20 protein-coding genes and 1 tRNA gene are annotated in these 22639 nt (G+C 69.0%); 7 read left to right on the forward strand and 14 right to left on the reverse strand.

Annotated elements, in window-relative coordinates; translation table 11 throughout:
- Positions 1 to 113: 113 nt before the first annotated feature.
- The 13 genes from AC3WOH_RS19265 to AC3WOH_RS19325 form a co-directional block, all read right to left on the reverse strand.
- A complete protein-coding gene (locus AC3WOH_RS19265) occupies positions 114 to 965 on the reverse strand; it encodes a C13 family peptidase (protein ID WP_492230919.1) in 852 nt (283 codons plus the stop codon).
- Positions 966 to 1216: 251 nt separating this feature from the next.
- The gene (gene mdoH / locus AC3WOH_RS19270) at positions 1217 to 3262 is read right to left on the reverse strand and encodes a glucans biosynthesis glucosyltransferase MdoH (protein ID WP_492230920.1); all 2046 of its coding nucleotides are present in this window, start codon (positions 3260 to 3262) and stop codon (positions 1217 to 1219) included.
- Complete coding sequence (locus tag AC3WOH_RS19275) at positions 3235 to 4806, reverse strand: glucan biosynthesis protein G (RefSeq protein ID WP_492230921.1); 1572 nt, start codon at positions 4804 to 4806, stop codon at positions 3235 to 3237. Before AC3WOH_RS19275 ends, mdoH begins: the two co-directional genes overlap by 28 nt.
- Before the next feature lie 182 nt (positions 4807 to 4988).
- Positions 4989 to 6425: a sigma 54-interacting transcriptional regulator gene (locus AC3WOH_RS19280; protein WP_492230922.1), complete on the reverse strand. Its 1437-nt coding sequence runs from the start codon at positions 6423 to 6425 to the stop codon at positions 4989 to 4991.
- A gap of 2 nt (positions 6426 to 6427) precedes the next feature.
- Positions 6428 to 7078: a hypothetical protein gene (locus AC3WOH_RS19285; protein WP_492230923.1), complete on the reverse strand. Its 651-nt coding sequence runs from the start codon at positions 7076 to 7078 to the stop codon at positions 6428 to 6430.
- A complete protein-coding gene (locus AC3WOH_RS19290; RefSeq protein WP_492230924.1) occupies positions 7068 to 8528 on the reverse strand; it encodes a sensor histidine kinase in 1461 nt (486 codons plus the stop codon). Before AC3WOH_RS19290 ends, AC3WOH_RS19285 begins: the two co-directional genes overlap by 11 nt.
- Positions 8529 to 8544: 16 nt before the next feature.
- On the reverse strand, positions 8545 to 9885 hold the full coding sequence (gene miaB, locus AC3WOH_RS19295; protein WP_492230925.1) for a tRNA (N6-isopentenyl adenosine(37)-C2)-methylthiotransferase MiaB: 1341 nt from the start codon (positions 9883 to 9885) through the stop codon (positions 8545 to 8547).
- Between the two features lie 109 nt (positions 9886 to 9994).
- The gene (locus AC3WOH_RS19300; RefSeq protein WP_492230926.1) at positions 9995 to 10429 is read right to left on the reverse strand and encodes a hypothetical protein; all 435 of its coding nucleotides are present in this window, start codon (positions 10427 to 10429) and stop codon (positions 9995 to 9997) included.
- 166 nt (positions 10430 to 10595) lie between these two features.
- Positions 10596 to 10672, reverse strand: a tRNA-Met gene (locus AC3WOH_RS19305).
- A 26-nt stretch (positions 10673 to 10698) separates the two neighbouring features.
- A complete protein-coding gene (locus tag AC3WOH_RS19310; RefSeq protein ID WP_184857386.1) occupies positions 10699 to 11478 on the reverse strand; it encodes an enoyl-CoA hydratase in 780 nt (259 codons plus the stop codon).
- Between the two features lie 73 nt (positions 11479 to 11551).
- Complete coding sequence (locus AC3WOH_RS19315; RefSeq protein WP_492230927.1) at positions 11552 to 13339, reverse strand: M61 family metallopeptidase; 1788 nt, start codon at positions 13337 to 13339, stop codon at positions 11552 to 11554.
- A gap of 99 nt (positions 13340 to 13438) precedes the next feature.
- Positions 13439 to 14170, reverse strand: a complete 732-nt coding sequence (locus AC3WOH_RS19320; protein ID WP_184857390.1) for a DsbC family protein — start codon at positions 14168 to 14170, stop codon at positions 13439 to 13441.
- A gap of 68 nt (positions 14171 to 14238) precedes the next feature.
- Positions 14239 to 15372, reverse strand: a complete 1134-nt coding sequence (locus AC3WOH_RS19325) for an FAD-dependent monooxygenase (RefSeq protein ID WP_492230928.1) — start codon at positions 15370 to 15372, stop codon at positions 14239 to 14241.
- 90 nt (positions 15373 to 15462) lie between these two features.
- Here AC3WOH_RS19325 and AC3WOH_RS19330 point away from each other — a divergent pair, with 90 nt between their 5' ends.
- From AC3WOH_RS19330 to AC3WOH_RS19345, 4 genes are all read left to right on the forward strand, one after another.
- Positions 15463 to 16332, forward strand: coding sequence for an MOSC domain-containing protein (locus AC3WOH_RS19330; protein ID WP_492230929.1), 870 nt, complete (start codon positions 15463 to 15465; stop codon positions 16330 to 16332).
- An 84-nt stretch (positions 16333 to 16416) separates the two neighbouring features.
- A complete protein-coding gene (gene ychF / locus AC3WOH_RS19335) occupies positions 16417 to 17511 on the forward strand; it encodes a redox-regulated ATPase YchF (protein WP_492230930.1) in 1095 nt (364 codons plus the stop codon).
- A 108-nt stretch (positions 17512 to 17619) separates the two neighbouring features.
- The gene (gene rarD / locus AC3WOH_RS19340) at positions 17620 to 18513 is read left to right on the forward strand and encodes an EamA family transporter RarD (RefSeq protein WP_492230931.1); all 894 of its coding nucleotides are present in this window, start codon (positions 17620 to 17622) and stop codon (positions 18511 to 18513) included.
- A gap of 205 nt (positions 18514 to 18718) precedes the next feature.
- On the forward strand, positions 18719 to 20005 hold the full coding sequence (locus tag AC3WOH_RS19345) for a GGDEF domain-containing protein (RefSeq protein WP_492230932.1): 1287 nt from the start codon (positions 18719 to 18721) through the stop codon (positions 20003 to 20005).
- Here the strand turns inward: AC3WOH_RS19345 and AC3WOH_RS19350 are convergent, their stop codons facing one another.
- On the reverse strand, positions 20006 to 20476 hold the full coding sequence (locus AC3WOH_RS19350) for a YqaA family protein (protein ID WP_492230933.1): 471 nt from the start codon (positions 20474 to 20476) through the stop codon (positions 20006 to 20008). It abuts the gene before it with no gap.
- A gap of 161 nt (positions 20477 to 20637) precedes the next feature.
- Between AC3WOH_RS19350 and AC3WOH_RS19355 the strand changes: the two genes are divergently transcribed.
- From AC3WOH_RS19355 to AC3WOH_RS19365, 3 genes are all read left to right on the forward strand, one after another.
- Positions 20638 to 21168 carry a D-Ala-D-Ala dipeptidase gene (locus AC3WOH_RS19355; RefSeq protein ID WP_492230934.1) on the forward strand — a complete coding sequence of 177 codons (531 nt, stop codon included), beginning with the start codon at positions 20638 to 20640 and terminating at the stop codon, positions 21166 to 21168.
- 152 nt (positions 21169 to 21320) lie between these two features.
- A complete protein-coding gene (gene dusB / locus AC3WOH_RS19360; protein ID WP_492230935.1) occupies positions 21321 to 22376 on the forward strand; it encodes a tRNA dihydrouridine synthase DusB in 1056 nt (351 codons plus the stop codon).
- Entirely contained in the window at positions 22373 to 22606 is a 234-nt protein-coding gene (locus AC3WOH_RS19365) for a Fis family transcriptional regulator (protein WP_007853190.1), read from the forward strand. The genes dusB and AC3WOH_RS19365 overlap by 4 nt, the downstream gene beginning before the upstream one ends.
- Positions 22607 to 22639: the final 33 nt, after the last annotated feature.

Genomic DNA, 22639 nt, shown 5'->3' on the forward strand with positions numbered 1-22639 from the left:
CGATTGGACGCCTCGGCTGCTTGCATGGGCATGAGCCCATGCGGCGCATCCGAAGCATCCACTCATCCCGATTGCGCTCCAACGCGATCCCCTGGGAGACAGTGAACAGGTTCTCATGGCGCCTGCAGCCAGTCCTTGAGCGGCTGGCCGGCCCAGGCCTTGGCTTCGTCACCCACGAAAGCCAGGGGCTTGGAGGCCGGCAGCTTGCGGCGCTTTTCCTGCGCCGCAATGGATTTCTGGGCTTCGCCCATCCAGTCGGTGGGCGACAGCTTCTCGGCGTCGGCCTGGCCGAACAGGGCTTCGGCAAACGGCGTGTGGTTGCCCGTGTACTGGCACTTGAACGAGGTGCCGCGCACATCGGTTGCGGTCAGCACCACGCGGTTCGGGGCCTTCAGCGGCTCGATGAAGGCGCCGCTGTAGCAGGCCGACAGCACCACCAGGGTGGGCACCTTGCCCAGGGGGGCCAGCGCATCGCTCAAGATCTTGGGCGTGATGGGCTGCAGGTTCTTGCCGCCGGCGTTGACGCTGAGCAGGCCGGGGTTGGCATGGCTGGAGATGAACAGCAGCACGCGGTCGCGCGGGCGCGCCACCTCGGCCGTCTTGGCCATCACGAGGGCGAAGTTCTCGGCCGTGGCCTGCGGCCAGTCGGCGCTCTGGTCCTTGGCCGGGTTGGCCAGCTTGAGCATCAGCGCGTTCGGGTCGATCTCGCTGACCAGCTTCTCGGCCAGCACCACGTCGTTGCGGAAGGCCTTGGCCTGCGAATGCATGGCAAAGCCGGCAAAGATGATGCGGCCCGGCGGCTCGGCCGGCGGTGGCGGCGCGGGGGCGGCCTGGGGCTCAGGGGGCGGTGCCTCGGCCACCGGCGCCGGGGGGGCGGCGCAGCCGGCGGCCACGAGGGCCAGTGCCAGGGCACTGGCGTGGAAGAAGCGCCGCTGGGCGGCGCCGGGAGCAAGGGGCGATGGCATCGAAGGCAGGTCCACAGGAAGGCAACAACAATCGGGAGAACCCGGTGCATGCGGTGCAGCGGGTTGCGAAGCGTGCGTATCGTAAGGGAGTGCCGTGGCCTGTCCAGCGCCTGTTTGGGTGAGCGGCCCAAGCACTGGTGTCGTTGTCATTCAAGACAATCAAGGGTCGATTGCTATTGAATGTGTAGCACTCAAGAAAAAGCCGGTGCATGCACCGGCTTCGTGTTTGTGTGGCATTTGTCACACTTTGATCATGCGGCCCGCAGTGCCGGGCGCGCCAGCCGGCTCGCATGCAGCCAGGCGCGGCGCAGCACCGGGGGCGACCAGGCCTCCTCGGGGATCAGCAGCAGGCGCTGCGCGCGCAGGGCACGGCCCAGGTCGATCTGGCTGGTCAGCACCGCCAGCGGAATCGCCAGCGCCAGCGGCAGGCCCACGGGCATGAGCCACAGCAGCGCGCTGCCGTCGACGAAGGCCACGCCCAGCGCCAGCAGGGCGATCACGGCGGTCATGGGCGCCAGCTGGCGCGTGGCCTGGCCCCAGGGCACGGCATTGGCTTCGCGTGGGGGCGACTTCCACTGCAGCTCCAGGCCGGTGATGGCCAGCAGCACGAACAGCGAGTGGGCCAGCATGCGCACGGGGGCTTGCAGGATGGCCAGCACGCTTTCGGCCATGGCGCTCTTGATGAGGCTCCAGCCGCCACCGTACTGCGCCTGTTCGCGGCGCATGAACACGGCGGTCACGCCCAGGATGCGCGGCAGGAACAGCATGGACACCGTCCAGCCCCACAGGCCCAGCAGCTCGGCCGGCAGGATGTGCCAGTTGGCCACCACCGGCGCGCCCGACAGCCACAGCGCCGTGCCCAGCGTCAGGAAGGCCAGCCACAGCGGCGCCGACAGGTAGGCCATGGCGCCGGTCACGAACATCGAGCGGTGCACGGCATGGATGCCGGGCTCGGCCACCAGGCGCGCGTTCTGCAGGTTGCCCTGGCACCAGCGGCGGTCGCGCTGCAGCTCGGCCAGCAGGTCCGGCGGCTGTTGCTCGTAGCTGCCGATCAGGTCGGACACCAGCCACACGTGGTAGCCGGCGCGGCGCATCAGCGCGGCCTCGACGAAGTCGTGCGACAGGATGCCGCCGGACATGCCGCCCTTGCCCGGGATGGGCGCCAGCGCGCAGTGCTGCATGAACGGCTCCATGCGGATGATGGCGTTGTGGCCCCAGTAGTGCGACTCGCCCAGCTGCCAGTACTGCATGCCCAAAGTGAACAGGCGGCCCGTGACGCGCGAGGCGAACTGCTGCGCGCGGGCATGCAGCGTGACGTGGCCGATGGCCTGGGTCGCGGTCTGGATGATGCCCGCGCTGGGATTGGCTTCCATGAGCTTGGCCATGGAAACGATGCAGTCGCCGCTCATCACGCTGTCGGCATCGAGCACCACCATGTAGCGGTAGTCCTTGCCCCAGCGGCGGCAGAAGTCGGCCACGTTGCCGGCCTTGCGGTGGCTGCGGCGCGTGCGCAGGCGGTAGTACACCTGCACCTGGGGCTGCTGGGCATGCTCGGCCAGCGCACTGCGCAGGTCTTCCCAGGCAGCGCGCTCGGCCTTGGCGATGGCAGGGTCGTAGCTGTCGGACAGCACGAACACGTCGAAGGTCGCGCCATGGCCCGTGGCCGCCACCGACTCGCAGGTGGCACGCAGGCCGGCGAACACGGTGGCCACGTCCTCGTTGCAGATCGGCATGATGATGGCCGTGCGCGCATCGGGTGCCAGCGTGTGCGAGGCCACGCTTTTGGCCGACAGCGCATGGCGGTCGCCGCGCACCATGACCCAGAAGCCCATCATGCCGGTCATGAAGCCGGTGACCACCCAGGCCGAGAGCAGGGCGAACAGCGCCATCTGGCCATAGCCCAGCCAGGCGTTGTCGTAGTCGGGCTGCACACCGGCGAAGAGCGTGGTGGCCAAGGTGGTGGAGAGCAGCGTGAGCAGCGCGAAGGTCCAGCGGCGGCGCTGGGCGGCGCCTTGCCAGGCCTCGGCCTGCGCGGGCGCTGCCGGGCCCTGGTTGCCGCGGCCGGTCAGGCGCGACAGCACGGCGGTGCCGATGCTGTTCCAGAAGCCGCGCCAGGGCAGGGGCGGCATGGAGCCGCGGTTCAGCGGCGGTGCCGTCACGGAGTTGGGGTGGCGCTCCTCGCGCAGCGCGCTGCGCTGCGGGCGCTTGGCGCCATGCAGCGCCACCACGACGGCGCCGGTGTCTTGGGAGACCGAGGCCTCCGGCAGGCTTACTCGGGAAGAATGATGTGCGTCCATGTTTCGCTCACAGCGTGGTTGTCGTGTTGAAGGAAGGCGCGCAACTCGATCGGGCGATCGCTCTGCTGGCGCTGCACGCGCACGGTCATGCGCCACTGCCCGTTGGCAGGGTTGCGGTAGGCCGCGTTTTCGAGAACCTTGCCGTTGGCATCGGCCGTGACCACGGCCTTGACGGCGGCGTCGGCCGGCAGGGCTGCGAGGGCCGGGCCGTTGAAATCGACCACGTACTGCACCTGCTGGCGCAGCTCCTGCGCGCTTTGCTTGGTAAAGCCCATGCCGCGGCGCGATTGGGTGACCCAGCTGCCCGGCGGGCGCTGCTGCTCGTCGCCCTGCCAGGCCAGCTCGTACGCAAACTCCAGCGGGGTGCCGGGTGCAGGCAGCTTGGCCGGCACCCAGTAGGCGACGATGTTGTCGTGCGTCTCGTCAGGGGTGTTGTTCTGCACCAGCTCCACGCGGCCCGTGCCCCAGTCGTGCAGTGGGCGCACCCAGGCGCTGGGGCGGCGCTCATAGCGCGCCTCCACGTCCTCGTAGCTGGCCCACTGGCGGTCGCGCTGCATCAGGCCGAAGCCCTTGGGGTTGGTGGTGGTGAAGGAGGTCACCAGCGTGCTGCCGGGGTTCTGCAGCGGGCGCCACAGCCACTCGCCCTCGCCGGTGGCGACCATCAGGCCGTCGGAGTCGTGCACCTCGGGGCGGAAGTCCTGCTTGCGCGGCTGGTTCTCGCCGAAGAAGAACATGCTGGTCAGCGGCGCCACGCCCAGCGTGCCGATGGCCTGTGCCGCGTTGCCGCGCACGAAGACCCGGGCGCGCACCGTGGTCACGGTCTGCGCGCCGGGGCGGATGTCGAAGCGGTAGGCACCCGTGGCGCGCGGCGAGTCGAGCAGCGCGAACACCGTGGCCTGCGTGCTGCCGGCCTCGGGGCGCACCAGCCAGAAATCGGTGAAGCGCGGGAACTCCTCACCGCCGCTGCCGCCCACCGTGTCGATGGCCAGGCCACGCGCCGACAGGCCGTACTGCTGGCCCGCACCGAGCGCGCGGAAGTAGCTCGCGCCCTGGAACACGGCCAGCTCGTCCTTGTAGTCGGGCGAGTTCAGGTGGTTGTGCAGGCGAAAGCCGGCAAAGCCCAGGTCGCCCCAGGCCTGGGGCTGCACGGTGTTCTTGCCGTAGTCGAAGTCGGCGCGGCTGTAGGCGATGTCGCGCGTGCCGGTGGGCGTGAGCTCGTGCAGGCGCACGGGCTGGGTCTGGTACAGGCCCAGGTGGAAGAACATGGCCTCGAAGGGCAGCTTCTCGGCACGCCACAGCGCGCGCTCGGGCTTGTAGCGGATGTCGCGCACCTGGTCGTAGTCGAGCCGGGCCAGGTCGGCGGGCAACTTGTCGCTGGCGGGGGTGAAAGGCTTGTCGGCGCGTTCGCGCGCCAGCTTCGTCAGGCTCTCGAAGTCGAACGCCTGGGCCTGCGCCACGCTGGCCGCCAGCAAGGCTGACAGCGCCAGCGCGGCAGCAGCACTGCGGCGCAAGGTGCGGGAAAAAGAAGGAAAGACAGCATCCATGCCGGCATATAGGGCAAACCCTGTGCCAGCTTGGAAAAACGCTTTTACATCAACGGCTTAGGCCCGGTTTGGCCTGTAAGCAGATGTGCGGTGCAGCAAAACAGCCTGAAAACACCGGTTTTTGTCGCCGGATGGCGACAAGGCGCTGGCCTGCTGTCGCCAATCCTTTTGAAATCAACAACTTACTCCTGTCGCTCATCGGCGACGTCGTCGCCGGAGCCCTCGTCAGGACCTGCATCGCTCTTGAAATGGCCGGGCGTCAGCGCGTGCTTTTGCAGCAGTCGGTAGAACTCCGTGCGGTTGCGCTGGGCCAGGCGCGCGGCGTCGGCCACGTTGCCGTCGGTCATCTTGAGCAGGCCCACCAGGTACTCGCGCTCGAAGCGCTGGCGTGCGTCGGCAAAGCTCAGCACCTGGGCCGAGGGAATGCGCAGCGCGCGCTGCACCAGGGTCAGCGGCACCAGTGGCGTGGTGGACAGCGCGCACACCTGCTCGACCACGTTGAACAGCTGGCGCACATTGCCGGGCCAGGCGGCCGTGGTCAGGGCCTTGAGCGCCTCGGGTGCAAAGCCCGACAGGCGCTTGTCGTACTTGCGTGCCAGCCGGTCCAGGAAGTGGTTGGCCAACAGGGGAATGTCTTCGCGCCGCTCGGCCAGCGGGGGCAGCGCCAGCGTCACCACGTTGAGGCGGTAGTACAGGTCCTCGCGGAACTGGGCGGCGGCCATCGCGGCTTCGAGGTCGCGGTGCGTGGCCGAGATGATGCGCACGTCGATGGGCGTGGACTGGCTCGACCCCACGGGCCGCACGGCCCGCTCCTGCAGCACGCGCAGGAGCTTGACTTGCAGCGCCGGCGGCATGTCGCCGATCTCGTCGAGCAGCAGTGTGCCGCCCTCGGCGGCCTGGAACAGGCCCTTGTGGTTGCTGGTCGCGTCGGTGAACGCGCCCTTGACGTGGCCGAACAGTTCGGATTCGAGCAGCGCCTCGGGGATGGCGCCGCAGTTGACCGCCACGAAGGGCTTGGCCGCGCGCGGGCTGGCCCGGTGGATGGCCTGGGCCAGCAGCTCCTTGCCGGCGCCGCTGTCGCCCAGCAGCAGCACGCTGGCATCGGACTGGGCCACCATGTAGGCCTCGGCCAGCAGCTCGGTCATGCGGTTGGAGCGGCTCACGATCTCGGCACGCCAGGCCTCGTTGGCATGGGCCTGGGCGAGCACCGGGGCGCTCAGTGCCAGGGCTTGGCCAATTTTTTCGAGCAGGTCCTTGCCGTCGTAGGGCTTGGTCAGGTAGGTGAACACGCCGCGCGAGGTGGCCTCCACCGCGTCGGGGATGGTGCCGTGCGCGGTGAGCAGGATCACGGGCAGCGAGGGGTGGCGCTCGCGCACCTCGTCGAACAGGGCCAGCCCGTCCTTTCCGGGCAGGCGCACGTCGCTCAGCACCAGCTGCGGGCGCGCCATGTCGAGCTGGGCCAGCGCGGCCTCGGCCGAGCCCACGGCGATCACCTCGTAGCCTGCGCCCTTCAGGCGCAGCGAGAGCAGGCGCAGCATGTCGGCATCGTCATCGACCACCAGGATGCGCTGCTGCGCACTGGCCGGGGCGCCGGGTGCCTTGTTGTTCGATGCGGGCATGGTCAGCGCGCCTCGCTGGCGGCGGGAGCGGCGGGGCGCGCGGTCATGCTGCGCTCGATGGCGCGCACGGCCTCCAGGCGCTCGTTGAGCTGGTCGGTGCGGCGCTGGGCCTCGCGCAGCTGCTGGGTCTGGCGCTCCAGTTGTTCCTCCAGCCGGCGCTGCTGCAGCAGGCGGCCTTCGAGCAGGCGCGCCAGCGGATGCAGGGGCTGGGTGGCTGCGTCGTTGTGGGCCAGCAGGCGCTGCACCACGGCCAGGGCGCGCGCCGTGTCCACGGGCTGGCGCGTCTGGGCCAGTGCCAGTGCCAGGTTCAGCGGGCTGGCGGCCAGGGTGTCCTCGGCCTCGCCCAGGCGCGCGATCTCGCGCGTGAGTTCGGCCGGCGCCATGCGCTGCACCCGGTCCGCGTAGGCCAGCGTGAGCGTGACCAGCGGGGCCTCGGGCGCGGGGGCTGCCACGGCGGGCGGGGCCGGCTGCGGTGCCGGCTCTGCGGGCGGTGCCACGGGCAGCGGTGCGGGCACCACCACGGCCACGGGCGCGGGCGGGGTGCGCGGCGGTGCGGGGCTGGTGCAGCCTGCCAGCAGTGCGGCCGGCGCCAGCACCAGCGCGCCGATGCGCAGGTGGGTGGTGCAAAAGGAGGTCGGCTGGCTAGGAGGCATGGGGCAGTTCGATGCGAAAGAAGGAAAGATCGCCATCTTCCACCAGTTCCACCCGGCCCCCGTGGGCTCCGACGTATTCCTGGACGATGGATAGGCCCACCCCGGTGCCGCGCACGGCGTCCTCGGGCTGGCGGGCGCCACGGTAGAAGGGCTCGAAGACATGGGGCCGGTCGGCCGGGGCCACGCCCGGGCCCTGGTCGATGACGTCGATGCGCACCCGCCCCGGCACCCGCGACACGGCCAGGCGCACGGTGCCCTGCTTGGGCGAGAAGCGGATGGCGTTGGACAGCAGGTTGCCGATGGCCGAGGCGATCTTGTCGCCGTCGAGGGCCAGCGACACCGGGGTGCCTTCCACCCGCACGCGCAGGCCGCGGGCCTGCCACTGCAGGCGCTGGGACTCGACCTCGGCCTCCAGCAGCGCCAGCAGGTCGGTCTCGCGCCGGTGCAGTTGCCGCGCCTCGAAGGCGGCGGCGTTGAAGCGCAGCAGCGCCTCGATCTCGTTTTGCAGCACCAGGGTGTTGTGGTGCAGGATCTGCGCGACTTCCTGCTGCCCGGGGTTGAGTTCGCCGGTCACGCCGTCCTGCAGCAGGGCCACGCCCTCGCGCAGGGAGGCCAGCGGGGTCTTGAGCTCGTGCGAGACATGGCGCAGAAAGCGCGCCTTGTCCGAGTCGAGCTCCAGCAGGCGCAGGCGCAGCCATTCGAGCTGCAGGCCCACGCGGCGCACGTCGGCCGGGCCGCTGATCTGGATGGGTTGCTCCAGGTCGTTCTCGCCCAGCAGGCGGATGGCGCCTTCGAGCCGCTTGAACGGGCGCGCCAGCCAGATGCCGAAGGACAGGGCCAGCACCAGCGCCAGCACGATCACGCCCACCACCTGGTGCGTGACGTCGCGGCGGCTCGCGTCCACCTTGGCCTGCAGGGCGCTGTTGCGCTCGGCGTTGAGCTCCTGCACGGCCTGCACGATGGCATTGTTCAGCGTGTCCAGCGCAACGAACTCCTCGGCCACGGCGCGCTCGTTCTCCAGCGACACCGCGGCCGGTGCCGCCACCAGCGACTGCACCGTGGCCAGGTGGGCGCGCCACTGCGCCACATGCTTGGCCGACAGGCCGCCGTCCTGCAGCTGCTGCAGGGTCTGCTGGGCCTCGCGCGCGATGTCGTCGAAGCCGCGGCGCAGTTGCGCATCGCCCAGCACCAGCGACTGGCGCGCCGTGCGCTCCATGGTCTGGCCACGCTGGCCCAGGGCCTGGGCGGCGGCGCTCAGGCGCGTGGCCTGCACCGCGCCCTCGCGGCTTTGCACCATGAGCTGTTCCAGCGAGTACAGCGCACCCAGGGAGCTGGCGCCCAGCAGGCCCGCGATCAGCAGAAAGGCCAGCAGCAGCAGTTGCTGGAACGACAGCCCGTGCAGCCGGTTCCGGCCGGGGTCGGCTGCGGGGGGCGTGCTGGCGTCCGCCATCGGGGCTGCTGCGGGATCAGGCCGTGGCCGTCTCGTTCACCACGACTTCGCCGCGCAGGGTGTAGGCCTTGGCCTCGGTGATGGTCACGTCCACCATCTGGCCCACCAGGCGCGGCTGGCCCACGAAGTTGACCACGCGGTTGCACTCGGTGCGGCCCATGAGCTCGGTGGCATCGCGCTTGGAGGCGCCTTCCACCAGGATGCGCTGCACCGTGCCCACGCGGCTTTCGCTGATGGACTTGATGTTGGCGTTGATCACCGCCTGCAGGTGCTGCAGGCGGCGCAGCTTCACGTCGTGCGGCGTGTCGTCGTGCAGGCCGGCCGCGGGCGTGCCGGGGCGCGGGCTGAAGATGAAGCTGAAGCTGTTGTCGAAGTGGATGTCGTCGATCAGCTTCATCATCTTGTTGAAATCGTCCTCCGTCTCGCCGGGGAAGCCGACGATGAAGTCGCTGCTCATCGCCAGGTCGGGGCGGATGGCGCGCAGCTTGCGCACCGTGCTCTTGTACTCCATGGCGGTGTAGCCGCGCTTCATGGCCATCAGGATGCGGTCGCTGCCATGCTGCACCGGCAGGTGCAGGTGATTGGCCAGCTTGGGGATGCTGGCGTAGGCCGCGATCAGGCGCGGCGTGAACTCGTTGGGGTGGCTCGTGGTGTAGCGGATGCGCTCGATGCCCGGGATCTCGGCCACGTATTCGAGCAGCAGCGCGAAGTCGGCGATTTCGGTGGTGCCGCCCATCTTGCCCAGGTAGGCGTTCACGTTCTGGCCCAGCAGGGTGATTTCCTTCACGCCCTGGTCGGCCAGGCCTGCCACTTCCACCAGCACGTCGTCGAAGGGGCGGCTCACCTCTTCGCCACGGGTGTAGGGCACCACGCAGTAGCTGCAGTACTTGCTGCAGCCTTCCATGATGGAGACGAAGGCGCTCGCGCCCTCGACGCGTGCCGGGGGCAGGTGGTCGAACTTCTCGATCTCGGGGAAGCTGATGTCCACCTGCGGGCGGTCCAGGCGCTCGCGCTGGTTCAGCAGCTCGGGCAGGCGGTGCAGGGTCTGGGGGCCGAACACCACGTCCACATAGGGCGCGCGCTTGATGATCTCGGCGCCCTCCTGGCTGGCCACGCAGCCGCCCACGCCGATCTTCACGCCGCGTGCCTTGAGGTGCTTGAAGCGGCCCAGGTCGCTGAACACCTTTTCCTGCGCCTTCTCGCGCACCGAGCAGGTGTTGAACAGGATCAGGTCGGCTTCTTCCGCGTTCTCGGTGGGCTCGTAGCCCTGGGCGGCGTTGAGCACGTCGGCCATCTTGTCCGAGTCGTACTCGTTCATCTGGCAGCCGAAGGTTTTGATGAAGACTTTTTTGGCCATGGCAGTCAATCTCGTGTCCGAATGGGGGATGCGGCGGCGCGCGTGGGGCGGCCGCTGGGGGCAGGGCGGGGCGCCGGGCGGCCTGCAGGGGCCGGCCCGGGCCGGGCGGTTACTTCTTGACCGGGTCCGACTCGGTGCGGAAGTTGAAGTGGATCTCGCCCGAGCCCTTGCGCGGCTGGGCGGCTTCGCCTTCGGTCAGGATCCAGGCGGACAGCAGCATGCCCGTGCTGTTCTCGACCAGGTAGTTGACCTTGAAGGTCTGGCCCTGCACCGTGTGCAGCATGACCAGCGTGTTCTGGGGCGTGAACAGGCGCATGCCGGGCGCCATGCGGATGGGGTTGCCGTTGAGCGTGGCCTGCGAGCCGGCCAGCACGGTCAGGTTGCCGCGCAGCGCGGCGTCGGGGAAATTGCGCATTTCACCCATGCCGCCGGGCACCTGCTGGGCCTGGGCCGGGAGGGTCGCGCACAGCAGCGCGGCGGCCAGGCCGCTCAGGGACAGGGCTTTGCGGGCCTGGGAGATCAGGGCGGGGGTGCAGCGGTTCATGGTGTGTATCCAGAGGCTGTGGGCCAAGGTGGGGAGGTCGATTTTACCGGCCGGTGCAGGGGCAAAGGCCTTGGGAAACAAGGTCTTACCGGGCACGGCGTGCGCCGAAACAACGCCCGCGCAAAGAAAAAACCCGCAACGCCGGGGCGTTACGGGTTTTCAGATTTGGTGGTGGTAGGTGGACTTGAACCACCGACATCAGCATTATGAATGCTGCGCTCTAACCAACTGAGCTATACCACCGCAAGACTGAAATTATAGAACAAAAATTATTGGTGTGTAAAGTTCGCGGCGCGCTTGTTCACGAAAGCGTCCATGCCTTCCTTCTGGTCCTGGGTGGAGAACAGCGCGTGGAACAGGCGGCGCTCGAACATCACGCCGTCCGACAGGCTGCCCTCGAAGGCGCGGTTCACCGATTCCTTGGCGGCCATCACGGCGATCTGCGAGAAGCCGGCGATGATGAGGGCCGCGCCCAGGGCTTCCTCTGCCAGCTTGTCGTAGGGCACGACGCGGCTCACCAGGCCGGCGCGCTCGGCCTCGGTGGCATCCATCATGCGGCCGGTGAGGGCCATGTCCATGGCCTTGGACTTGCCCACCGCGCGCGGCAGGCGCTGCGTGCCGCCGGCGCCGGGGATCACGCCGAGCTTGATCTCGGGCTGGCCGAACTTGGCGTTGTCGGCCGCGATGATGAAGTCGCACATCATCGCCAGCTCGCAGCCGCCGCCCAGGGCGAAGCCGCTCACGGCGGCGATCACGGGCTTGCGGATGGCGCGGATGGTCTCCCAGTTGCGCGTGATGTAGTCGCCCTTGTAGGTGTCGGCAAAGCTGTACTTGGCCATGGCGCCGATGTCCGCGCCCGCCGCGAAGGCGCGTTCGCTGCCGGTCACGATGATGCAGCCGATCTTCTCGTCGGCGTCGAAGGCCTTGAGGGCCTCGCCCAGCTCGTTCATCAGCTGGTCGTTGAGGGCGTTGAGCTGCTTGGGGCGGTTGAGCGTGACGATGCCGACCTTCTCGGCTTCGGTGCGCACTTCGATGGTTTCGTAGGCCATGGGGTCCAATCTCCTCGGGTGTTTGTCTCGGTAGGGGACTATACCCAAGCGCCGGTGGACGTGCCGGGTGCCATCACCCCAGCCACCGGCCCACGGTGCCGCTGTTGGTGATGGACAGGCTCACGGTGTCCACCTGGCCGCCCTTGCGCTCGCCCGCATCGGACGGCAGCACCAGGGGCAGCTGCAGCAGCCGGCCGTCGCGCGCCACCACGGCCACCAGCTTGTGCTCGGTGCCGGCATAGAAGGCCACGTCGTCGAGCTTCTGCACGCGCCAGCCCTGGCCGTCGACCAGCACGCCCAGCCATTCATCGCCCGCGGCGATCCCGGCCTTCTCGGCCGCACCGCCGCGCAGCACGGTCTTGACCTGCACGCTGTGGTTCTCCGCCACGCGCAGGCCCAGCCGCTGCGCCAGTTGCGGGCGCTCGGCCTTGAGCAGCACGCCGTGGGCGGCCAGCAGCTCGGCCAGCGGGAGCTCGTCCGTGCTGTGCACCCAGGCGTCGATCTCCGCATCGAACGGGCGGTGCGCCAGCTCCCGGAGCACCTCGCGCAGGTCGGTCTCGGCCATGGGACCGCCTGCGCAGCGCTTCCACAGCGCGCGCATCACCTCGTCCAGCGTGGTCTTGCCTTCGCGGCGCAGCGCCAGGTCCAGGCACAGGCCCACCAGCGAGCCCTTGGTGTAGTAGCTCACGGTGGAGTTGGGGGTGTTCTCGTCCTGGCGGTAGTACTTCACCCAGGCATCGAAGCTGGCCTGCGCCACGCTCTGCACATGGCGCCCGGGGGTCTGCAGGACCTGGTTGACGGTCTTGGTGATCAGGCGCAGGTAGGTGGCATCGTCGATCAGGCCCGCGCGGCGCAGCAGCAGGTCGTCGTAGTAGCTGGTGAAGCCTTCGAAGAACCACAGCAGCTCGGTGTAGTTCTCCTGGCCGTAGTCGTAGCGGGCCAGCTCGGTGGGGCGCAGGCGCTTGACGTTCCAGGTGTGGAAGTACTCGTGGCTGATCAGGCCCAGCAGTGTGGTGTAGCCGTCGCTGGCGCGGGCCTCGCCCTGGCGCGGCAGGTCGCGGCGGCCGCAGATCAGCGCGGTGGAATTGATGTGCTCCAGCCCGCCATAGCTGTCGCCCACGGCGTTGAGCATGAACAAATAGCTCTTGAACGGGGCCTTGCCCTTGTCGCCGTGCCAGAAGGCCATGGCCGTCTCGCAGATCTTCTGCGTGTCGGCCAGCAGGCGCTTGCCGTCGAACGAGGGCGCGGCGCCTGCCACCACGAAACGGTGGGCCACGCCGCCGGCCGTGAAGCGGCCGCTCCAGAAGGTGCCCATCTCCACCGGGCAGTCCACCAGCTCGTCGTAGTGCGCTGCGGTGTAGGTGCCGAAGCCGGCCTTGTCGATCGCGCGGGCGCTGAGCCCCGTGGCGACCGACCAGTGCGCCGTGGCGGCCGTGCTGGCCACCTCCAGCGTGTGCTCGCCGTCCTCCTGGCCATGCACGCGCAGGCACAGGCTGGTGCCGTTGAAGAAGCCGCGCGCGGCATCCAGCCAGGCGGTGCGCACCGAGTTGTCGTAGGCGCAGACCTGGTAGCTCAGCACCAAGGGCTGGCCCGGGCGGCAGTCCGCCTGCCAGCGGTTTTTTTCCAGTTGCACCAGGGGCACCGTGCGCCGGCCCTGGCGGGCCTGCAGCTGCTGCAGGTTCTTGGAAAACTCGCGCACCAGGTAGCTGCCGGGGATCCACACCGGCAGCGACAGCTCCTGCTGCTCGGCGGGGGCCGCCACCGTGAGGGTGACCGAGAACAGGCGGGCATGGAGGTCGGCCGGCTCTATGCGGTAGTGGACAGGGGCGTGGGACGTGTCGTCGGTGCGCTGGGTGGCCATGGGCGGTGGTGCTTTGCGTGGCGCGGGGCCTGACCCGCGCGGTTCGAAATCAGGGGGGAGCGCCGGGCGCGGTGGCCCGGTGCGTCCCGCGGGTCGCGGTCAGTTGGTCGTGGGGGTTTCTGCAGCGGCTTCGGCCAGGCGCTTTTCCACGTCCTGGGCGCCGATGGCGCCGGGCACGCGGATGCCGTCGGCAAAGATCAGGGTCGGCGTGCCGGTGATCTTGTGCTTCTTGCCAAAGGCCAGGTTGCGCTGCAGCGCGGTGGTGTCGCAGCTGGCGGATGCGGGGTTCTTGTCGCGCACCATCATGTCCTGCCAGGCGGCGACCTTGTCCTTGGCGCACCAGATGTTGCGCGACTTCTCGGCCGAGTCGGGGCTCAGGATGGGGTAGAGGAACAGGTAGACCGTGACGTTGTCCACCTTCTGCATGTCGCGCTCGAAGCGCTTGCAGTAGCCGCAGTTGGGGTCTTCGAACACGGCCACCTTGCGCTTGCCGTCGCCGCGCACGATGGTGAAGGCGTCCTTGATCGGCAGGGCCGAGAAGTCCACCGCCGTGATCTTGGCGATGCGGTCTTCCGTCAGGTTGCGCCGTGCCTTGGTGTCGATCAGCTCGCCCTGGATCAGGTAGTTGCCCTTGGCGTCGGTGTAGAACACGTCGGTGCCGATGCGCACCTCGTACAGGCCCTGCATGGCCGTGGGGCTGACCTCGTCGATCTGCTTCATCTGCGGAATGCGCTCGGCCAGGGTCTTGCGGATGGCCGCTTCCTGGGCCGTGGCCGACAGGGCCAGCAGGCCCAGGGCAGCGCCTGCGAGCAGGGTGGGAATCAGTTTCATGGTGGTCTCGATGGCTTGGATTCGGGAAGGGGCCACGGCGCGCAGCCCCTTCGGTGTCGGTCGTTTGGTCAATAGATCCCCATGGCCTGGCGGGCCACAAAATGCTTGAGCGGTCCGCTGTGCTCGAAGCCCTTCATGCCCCAGTTGCGCAGCGCCTGCCAGGGGCCTTCCTGGCGGGCGAACAGCTGCTGCAGCCCATCGGTGGCCAGTCCCATGGGCAGCAGCGCCGTCTTGCGCTCCCGCTCGTAGCGGCGCAGCAGCTTGAGGTCGGCCACGCTGCGCCAGTAGTCGCGTGCATGCAGCAAGCCGCCCAGGGCCTGGGCATCGGCCAGCCCCAGGTTCAGGCCCTGGCCTGCCAGCGGATGCACGTTGTGGGCGGCATCGCCGGCCAGCACAAAGCTGCGCTGCTGCCGGCCCTTGGGGGCCAGCGGGCCGCACCATCGGTCGGCCCGGGCCTGCTGCAGCGGCCAACTGGCACGCTCGCCCGCCAGCTGCAGGCGGCCCAGGGTGCGTTGGCTCGCCGCTTCCAGGCGCTGTGCGAATTCCTCGGGGGCCAGCGCCAGCAAACCGGGCACCTGCTCCTTCTGCACAGACCACACCACGGCCACGGAGTTCCCTTCGGATCCACCCAAAGGCAGAAAAGCCAGGATGCCATCGGGCAGGAACCACTGGCGCGCCACCTGCCCGTGCGGCAGCTCGCACTGCAGCCGGGTGGCAATGGCGTGCTGCCCGTAGGGCGTGACCTCGAACTCGACCCCGAACTCGGCACGGGTCTGGCTGGCACGGCCCTCGCAGACCACGGTCAGTGCGGCCTCGACCGGGGCCTCCAGCGTCTCGACCTGGGGCTGGTAGCGCACGGCCTCGGCCAGCCGGGCTTCCAGCGCCGGCACGTCCACGATCCAGGCCAGGGCGTCCACGCCCTGCGCCTGCGCGTCGAAGCACACGGCACCGCCCTGGTCGCCCGCCACCTGCATGGAGCGGACCGCGGTGGCGTGGGCCGCATCGGGCCAGCTGCGCAGGCCTTCGAGCAACTGGCGCGAGGCCAGGTTCAGCGCATAGGCGCGCACGTCGGAGTGGCCGCTCGACGCCGGGGCCGGGCCGGCCACCAGGGCCACGCGCAGGCGGTCGCGCGCCAGCAGCAGGGCCAGGGTGCGGCCCACGATGCCCGCGCCGCGAATACAGATATCAAAGGTTTGCGCCATGCGGGCCATTGTAGGAGCGGGGGCGGGCCCGCGGAGGCAGTGCAGAATTGGGGCCTTTCCCTGTCCGTTCTTTTTCAGGAGCGCCACCGCGTGAGCTTCAGCACCGAATCCGACCTGTCGGGCACCATCGCCCGGCTGTTTGTCTACCCCATCAAGTCCTGCGCCGGCATCGAGGTGCGCGAAGCCCTGCTCACCGAAACCGGCCTGGACCTGGACCGTGCCTGGATGGTGGTCGACCCCCAGGGCCAGTTCCTCACCCAGCGCGAGCTGCCGCGCATGGCGCTGATCCGCCCCCAGCTCAAGAGCGAGGAGATGGTGCTGCGCGCCCCCGGCATGCTGGCCCTGCACGTGGGCATCGACGTGGTCGAGGAGCCCATGACCGTGACCGTCTGGCGCGACACCGTGCCCGCCTGGGACATGGGCGCCGTGGCCGCCCAGTGGTTCACCGACTTCCTGGGCACGCCCTGCCGCCTGGTGCGCTTCGACCCCGAGGTCAAGCGCCTGTCCAGCATGGACTGGACCGGCGGCGTGGAGGCGCCCAACCAGTTCGCCGACGGCTTTCCGGTGCTGGTGGCCAGCCAGGCCTCGATCGACAGCTTGAACGAGCGCCTGGCCGCCGCCGGCCACGCCGCCGTGGGCATCGAGCGCTTTCGCCCCAACGTGGTGCTCGATGGCGTGGAAGCGCACGACGAGGACCGCGTGGACCAGATCCGCGTCGATGCCGAGGGCGGCGAGCTGCACCTGGCGACCGTCAAGCCCTGCGCGCGCTGCCCCATTCCCGACATCGACCCCGTCACGGCCGAGAGCACGCCGGTGGTGGGCGACACCCTGCGCACCTACCGCCAGGACAAGCGCCTCGATGGCGCCATCACCTTCGGCATGAACGCCATCGTGCGCCAGGGCGCGGGCCAGGTGCTGCGCGTGGGCCAGCGCATCGCGGCCGATCTGCGCTTCGACTGAGGGCTTGTGGGAGGGCGTGTGGGGCCTGCGGCCAGCCGCCCGTAAAATAGGCGGTTTGTCTCCCGAATTCCAGAAAGCCCTGCCATGAGCCTCCAATGCGGCATCGTGGGCCTGCCCAATGTGGGCAAGTCCACCCTCTTCAACGCGCTGACCAAGGCCGGCATCGCCGCCGAGAACTACCCGTTCTGCACCATCGAGCCCAACACCGGCGTGGTCGAGGTGCCCGATCCCCGCCTGCAGAAGCTGGCCGGCATCGTCGAGCCCGAGCGCATCGTGCCGGCCATCGTCGAGTTCGTGGACATCGCCGGCCTGGTGGCGGGCGCCTCCAAGGGCGAAGGCCTGGGCAACCAGTTCCTGGCCCACATCCGTGAGACCGACGCCATCGTCAACGTGGTGCGCTGCTTCGAAGACCCCAACGTGATCCACGTGGCCGGCCGGGTCGACCCCATCGCCGACATCGAGGTCATCCAGACCGAGCTGTGCCTGGCCGACCTGGCCACCGTCGAGAAGGCCCTGAACCGCTACAGCAAGGCCGCCAAGTCGGGCAACGACAAGGAGGCGGCCAAGATCGTCTCGCTGCTCACGCCCATCCAGGCCGCGCTCGACCAGGGCAAGCCCGCACGCAGCATCAGCGTGAGCAAGGAAGACGCGCCCCTGCTCAAGCAGTTCTGCCTGATCACCGCCAAGCCCGCCATGTTCGTGGGCAATGTGAGCGAAGACGGCTTCGAGAACAACCCGCTGCTCGACCGCCTCAAGGAATACGCCACCGCCCAGGGCGCCCCCGTGGTGGCCATCTGCGCCAAGATCGAGGCCGAGATGGCCGAGATGGGCGACGAGGACCGCGACATGTTCCTGCAGGAGATGGGCCTCGAAGAACCCGGCCTGAACCGCCTGATCCGCGCCGGCTTCAGCCTGCTGGGCCTGCAGACCTACTTCACGGCCGGCGTCAAGGAAGTGCGCGCCTGGACCATCCACATCGGCGACACGGCGCCCCAGGCGGCCGGCGTGATCCACGGTGACTTCGAGCGCGGCTTCATCCGCGCCCAGACCATCGGCTTTGACGACTACATCGCCTACAAGGGCGAGCAGGGCGCGAAGGACGCAGGCAAGATGCGCGCCGAAGGCAAGGAATACGTGGTCAAGGACGGCGACGTGCTGAACTTCCTGTTCAACGTCTGACCCTTTCCGGCCGACTCCTCGGCAGGCGCCCCCAGCGCCTGCCCCCGCATCCCTGCTGGGCCCTGGGCCTTGCAGGGATTTTTTTATGCGCCCGAATCCCCGATCCCCATGAACCCCGGAATCCTCTACGCCAGCCTGGCCTATGTCGCCTGGGGCCTGCTGCCCGTGTACTTTCGCCAGGTGGCCGATGTGCCCGCGCTCGAAGTGGTGGTGCACCGCACGGCCTGGGCCTTGCTGTTCCTGCTGGCGGTGCTGGGCTTGCGCCGGCAGTGGGCCTGGCTGCCGGCCCTGCTGCGCCAGCCGCGCGTGGTGGCGGCCTTTGCGCTGTCGGCGCTGCTGCTCTCGTCCAACTGGCTGACCTATGTCTGGGCGGTGCAGAACCAGCATGTGGTGGATGCCAGCCTGGGCTACTTCATCCTGCCGCTGGTCAACGTGGCCATGGGCTTTTTCTTTCTGCACGAGCGGCCGCGCCCGGGGCAGTGGCTGGCGGTGGCCGTGGCGGCCGCGGGCGTGCTCTGGCTCACGCTGCAGACCGGGCGCCTGCCGTGGATTGCACTGGTGTTGGCGCTCACTTTCGGCATCTATGGGCTGGTGCGCAAGCTGGCACCGCTGGGGGCGCTCGAAGGCCTGGCGCTGGAGACGCTGATGCTCGCACCCCTGGCCTTCGGCGCCATGGCCTGGTGGGCCTGGCAAGGCCAGGGCGTGCTGGTGCAGGGCGATGCCACCCACATCGGCTGGCTGGCGCTGGCGGGGCCGCTCACGGCCATTCCGCTGCTGCTGTTCGCCGCGGGGGCCCGCAGGCTGCCGCTGGCGACGCTGGGCATCCTGCAGTACATCTCGCCCAGCCTGCAGTTCGCCCTGGGCGTCTGGCTGTTCCACGAGCCGCTGCAGCCCTCCCGGCTGGCAGGCTTCGTGCTTATCTGGGCGGCATTGGTCGTCTACAGCCTGGAAGGGTGGTGGCAGGTGCGTGCGGGCACGGCCGTGGCTGCGGCAGACCGCTGACCCGCGCGGGCGGGGGGCGCTACTGGAAAACACGGGGGTGGCTGCGGGGGGCTGTACCTAAAATACCGGGTCCCGTGATCGGGGCCCCAAGACTGTGCGCGCGCGCCCTGTCTGTGCGCCAAGCGCCGGTGCGAACCCGCCCTGGCCCTGGTGGCTGTCCATTGACTGAAAAAACGAACGTTTCCAACCAAGTGCACAGACCACCATGGGCGCCACCTCCCCCCTCGCGACGCTGTTTGGGCGCAAGAAGCCGCTGTTCGCCAACACCGATGCCTTTCCGCTGACGGACGCCATCCTGGAGTTCGATGACTCCAGCGACGAGCCTGCGGCGCAGCACCACCTCTCGCGCCGCGAGATGGACCTGGCCGGCCAGCCACGCGACCGGGCCGCCGCCCGGCGCTGGTGGGTGGCCAGCGCGCTGATCGCACTGTACTTCCTGGCGCTGCTGGGCTTCCATGCGCTGGGCATGGTGCAGGCGCGCACCGTGTTCGTCGCGCTGGCGCTGGTGGCTGTGGGCGTGCCCGGTTTTGCCCTGGCCTTCGCGCTGGGGCTGCACCACCGCGCCCGGGACAAGCAGCTCAAGCTGCCCATCGCCATGGTGGCCTGCGCCAGCCTGCTGGTGCTCTGCTACCTCGCCCCCATCCTGCAGATCCTGATGGCGCCGTTTGCCTTCATCGTCGTGGCCTATGCCATGTACCGGGTGTCGGGCCGCGCGCTCATGGCCCTGGCCGGCATGCTGATGGGGGGTTACGCGCTGGTGATCGGCCTGCACCATGCCGAGCAGGGCAACGAGGCGCTGCTGCGGCTGGAGCTGGCGCACTGGCTGTCGCTGGCGCTGGCGCTGCCGGCCTTCATCCTGCTGATCGGCAAGGTGCAGAAGCTGCACCGCATCCTGCACCGCGCCAGCCGCAAGATCCGCAACATCCAGGAAGATGCCCAGCGCGACACCCTGGTGGGCTGCTTCAACCGGCGCTACACCGTGGCCGCGCTCGAAGAGCAAAAGCAACTGGCCGACGAGAGCGGCATCCCGCTGTGCCTGGCGGTGATCGACCTGGACCATTTCAAGCGCATCAACGACGAATTGGGCCACCTGGGCGGCGACGAGGTGTTGCGCACCTTCTCGCGCGTGGCGCAGGACAATGTGCGCGCCGGCGACATCTTCGGGCGCTATGGCGGCGAGGAGTTTTTGCTGATCTTCCCCGGCACCTCGCTGCTGCCCGCGCTCAACACCTGCGAGCGCATCCGCGCCCACGTGGAGTCGCATGCCTGGCCCGCGGCGCTGCAAAGCCGTGTGTCCGTGTCCATCGGGGTCACGCAGTACATCCTGGGCGAGTCGGTGCTCGAATTCTTCTCGCGTGCCGACACGGCCATGTACATGGCCAAGGAAGGCGGGCGCAACCAGGTGGTGGTGGAGGAGCCCGTCTCCAAGGGCGATTCGTCCATTGCACCCCTGGGCACCGAAAAGGACTTTCTCGGCACCCCCGCGCCCTGATCAGCCGCCCAGTTGCCCGGGCATGAAGTGCAGCAGCACGGTGGTCATCACCAGGTAGCGCATGAACTTGCCCACGGCCATGTAGGCCAGGCAGGGCCAGAACGGCAGCTTGAGCCAGCCGGCCACGGCGCACAGCGGGTCGCCCACCACGGGCAGCCAGCTGAGCAGGCAGGCGCGGGCGCCAAAGCGCTCCAGCCAGGCCAGGGCGCGCACATTGGTGGCATGCCCGCGCGCCTTGTCCACCGCCTTGTGGGCCCCCAGGCCCATCCACCAGCTGACGCCGCCACCCAGCGTATTGCCCACCGTCGCCACGAGGATGGCGGGCCAGAACATTGCCGGGTTGAGTTGGATGAGGCCGAACACGGCCGGCTCCGAGCCCAGCGGCAGCAGCGTCGCCGAGACGAACGAGACGACGAAGACGGTGCTCAGGCCGACCTGGGGCAGGGCCAGCCACTGCATCAGCTGGTGCATCCATATTTCCATGCTTTCCATGCACCAGAGTTTAGGGGTGGCCCGCGGCCGAAAAGCCGGCTAGGGCTTCCGTCCTACAGGGGCGCGCGCCATCTGCGCATGGCCCGTCGCGGCGCGGATTCGTATCGTTCATGGACGCTACCGCTCACGCAGGAGGCCCCATGCACACCATCCATCGCACCCCCACCATCGCCCGCCGCAGCCCCTGGCTGTCGCTGGCAGCGGTCGCGTTGCTGGCCGCGTGCGCGCAGAGTCCCCAGGCAGCCGTGCCCCCTGCAGTGCCCTCGGGCGCGACCAGCGTGGTGCCGGGGCAGGGCTGCACTGCCACCGGCCAGCCGGCCGCCCTGCGCGCCGTGGAAGACAGCCTGAAGGCCCAGGGCCTGGCGCTCAAGGCGCGCTGCCATGCCGAGAGCGGGGCCTGGGTGGTGCGGGTGGCCGTGGTCGATGGCCTGCGTGCCAGCAAGCTCGTGCGCGGCCCCCTGGCCGATGGCGGCGAGGTGGACATGGGCACACCGTCCGGCGTGCTGGCACCGGCCACCCAGGACTTCTCCCCCGATGTGCACCACAACCGCCAATGGCTGCGCAGCCTGATGGCGCGCCACCAGTTCGACAACCTGCCCGATGCCTGGTGGCACTACACCCAGCGCGGCGTGCCGGCACCGGCCAGCGATACCGATCTCGCGGCCCGCTGACCGGGCCCCTTGCAGGGGTGATGCAGTATTGCTGCACTGCAGCATGCGCGCCTCAAAAAAGTCGCGCATATTTCATTTGCTGAAATTTTAAGCAGGTACAATCCTGCCTCCTTTTTCGGCATTCGCGGCATTCGCGCACCCCCATCCCCTCCATGCAGATCGGCCACATTCCTTTGGCGAACGCCTTGTTCGTCGCCCCGATGGCGGGCGTCACGGACCGGCCGTTCCGCCAGCTGTGCAAGGCGCTGGGGGCGGGCTATGCCGTGAGCGAAATGGTGACCTCGCGCAAGGACCTGTGGAACAGCCTCAAGACCTCGCGCCGGGCCAACCATGAAGGCGAACCCGGGCCCATTGCCGTGCAGATCGCCGGCACCGAGGCGCAGATGATGGCCGAGGCCGCGGTCTACAACGTGGAGCGCGGCGCGCAGATCATCGACATCAACATGGGCTGCCCGGCCAAGAAGGTGTGCAACAAGTGGGCGGGTTCCGCCCTGATGCAGGACGAGGCGCTGGCCGTGTCCATCGCGCAGGCGGTGGTCGAGGCCTGTGCACCGCACAAGGTGCCCGTCACGCTCAAGATGCGCACCGGCTGGTGCCAGGAGCACAAGAATGCCGTGGCGCTGGCGCGCCAGTTCGAGGCCGTGGGCATCCAGATGCTCACGGTGCACGGGCGCACACGCGAGCAGGGCTATAAGGGCCAGGCCGAGTACGACACCATCGCTGCCGTGAAGGCGGCGGTGCGCGTGCCCGTGGTGGCCAATGGCGACATCACCTCGCCCGAGAAGGCGCGCGAGGTGCTGGCCGCGACCGGGGCCGATGCCATCATGATCGGCCGCGCGGCCCAGGGGCGGCCCTGGATCTTCCGCGAGATCGGGCATTTCCTGGCCACGGGCGAACACCTGGCGCCACCGCTGGTGGCCGAGGTGCGGCGCCTGCTGCTGGACCACCTGCACGACCACTACCGCCTGTATGGCGAGCTGACCGGGGTGCGCAGTGCGCGCAAGCACATTGCCTGGTACCTGCGCTCCATGCCGGGCGGCGAAGCCTTTCGACAACACATCAACACCATCGAGGACTGCGCGGTCCAGTGGCAGGCGGTGGCGGACTACCTGGATGCGCTCGCGCAGCAGATGGACCGTTTTCCCGCCGCCAGCACACTGGCCGCCGACGCAGACCCCAGCGAAGAACAAGAGGGATTGGCTGCATGAGCAAGAAACATATTGAAGAGTGCGTGCGTGAGAGCCTGCAGGGCTACTTTCGCGACCTGGGCGGCGAGACGCCCGATGGCATGTACGACATGCTGGTGCGCGTGGTCGAACGCCCGCTGCTGGAGGTCGTGATGCAGCAGGCCGAGAACAACCAGTCGCGTGCCGCCGAATGGCTGGGCCTGAACCGCAACACCCTGCGCAAGAAACTGGTGGAGCACAAGCTGCTCTGACCTCGGCGCCGGATCGTTGCTGGCGCGCCCTTC

The sequence above is a fragment of the Acidovorax sp. FW305-C-20-28 genome, from assembly GCF_058783375.1.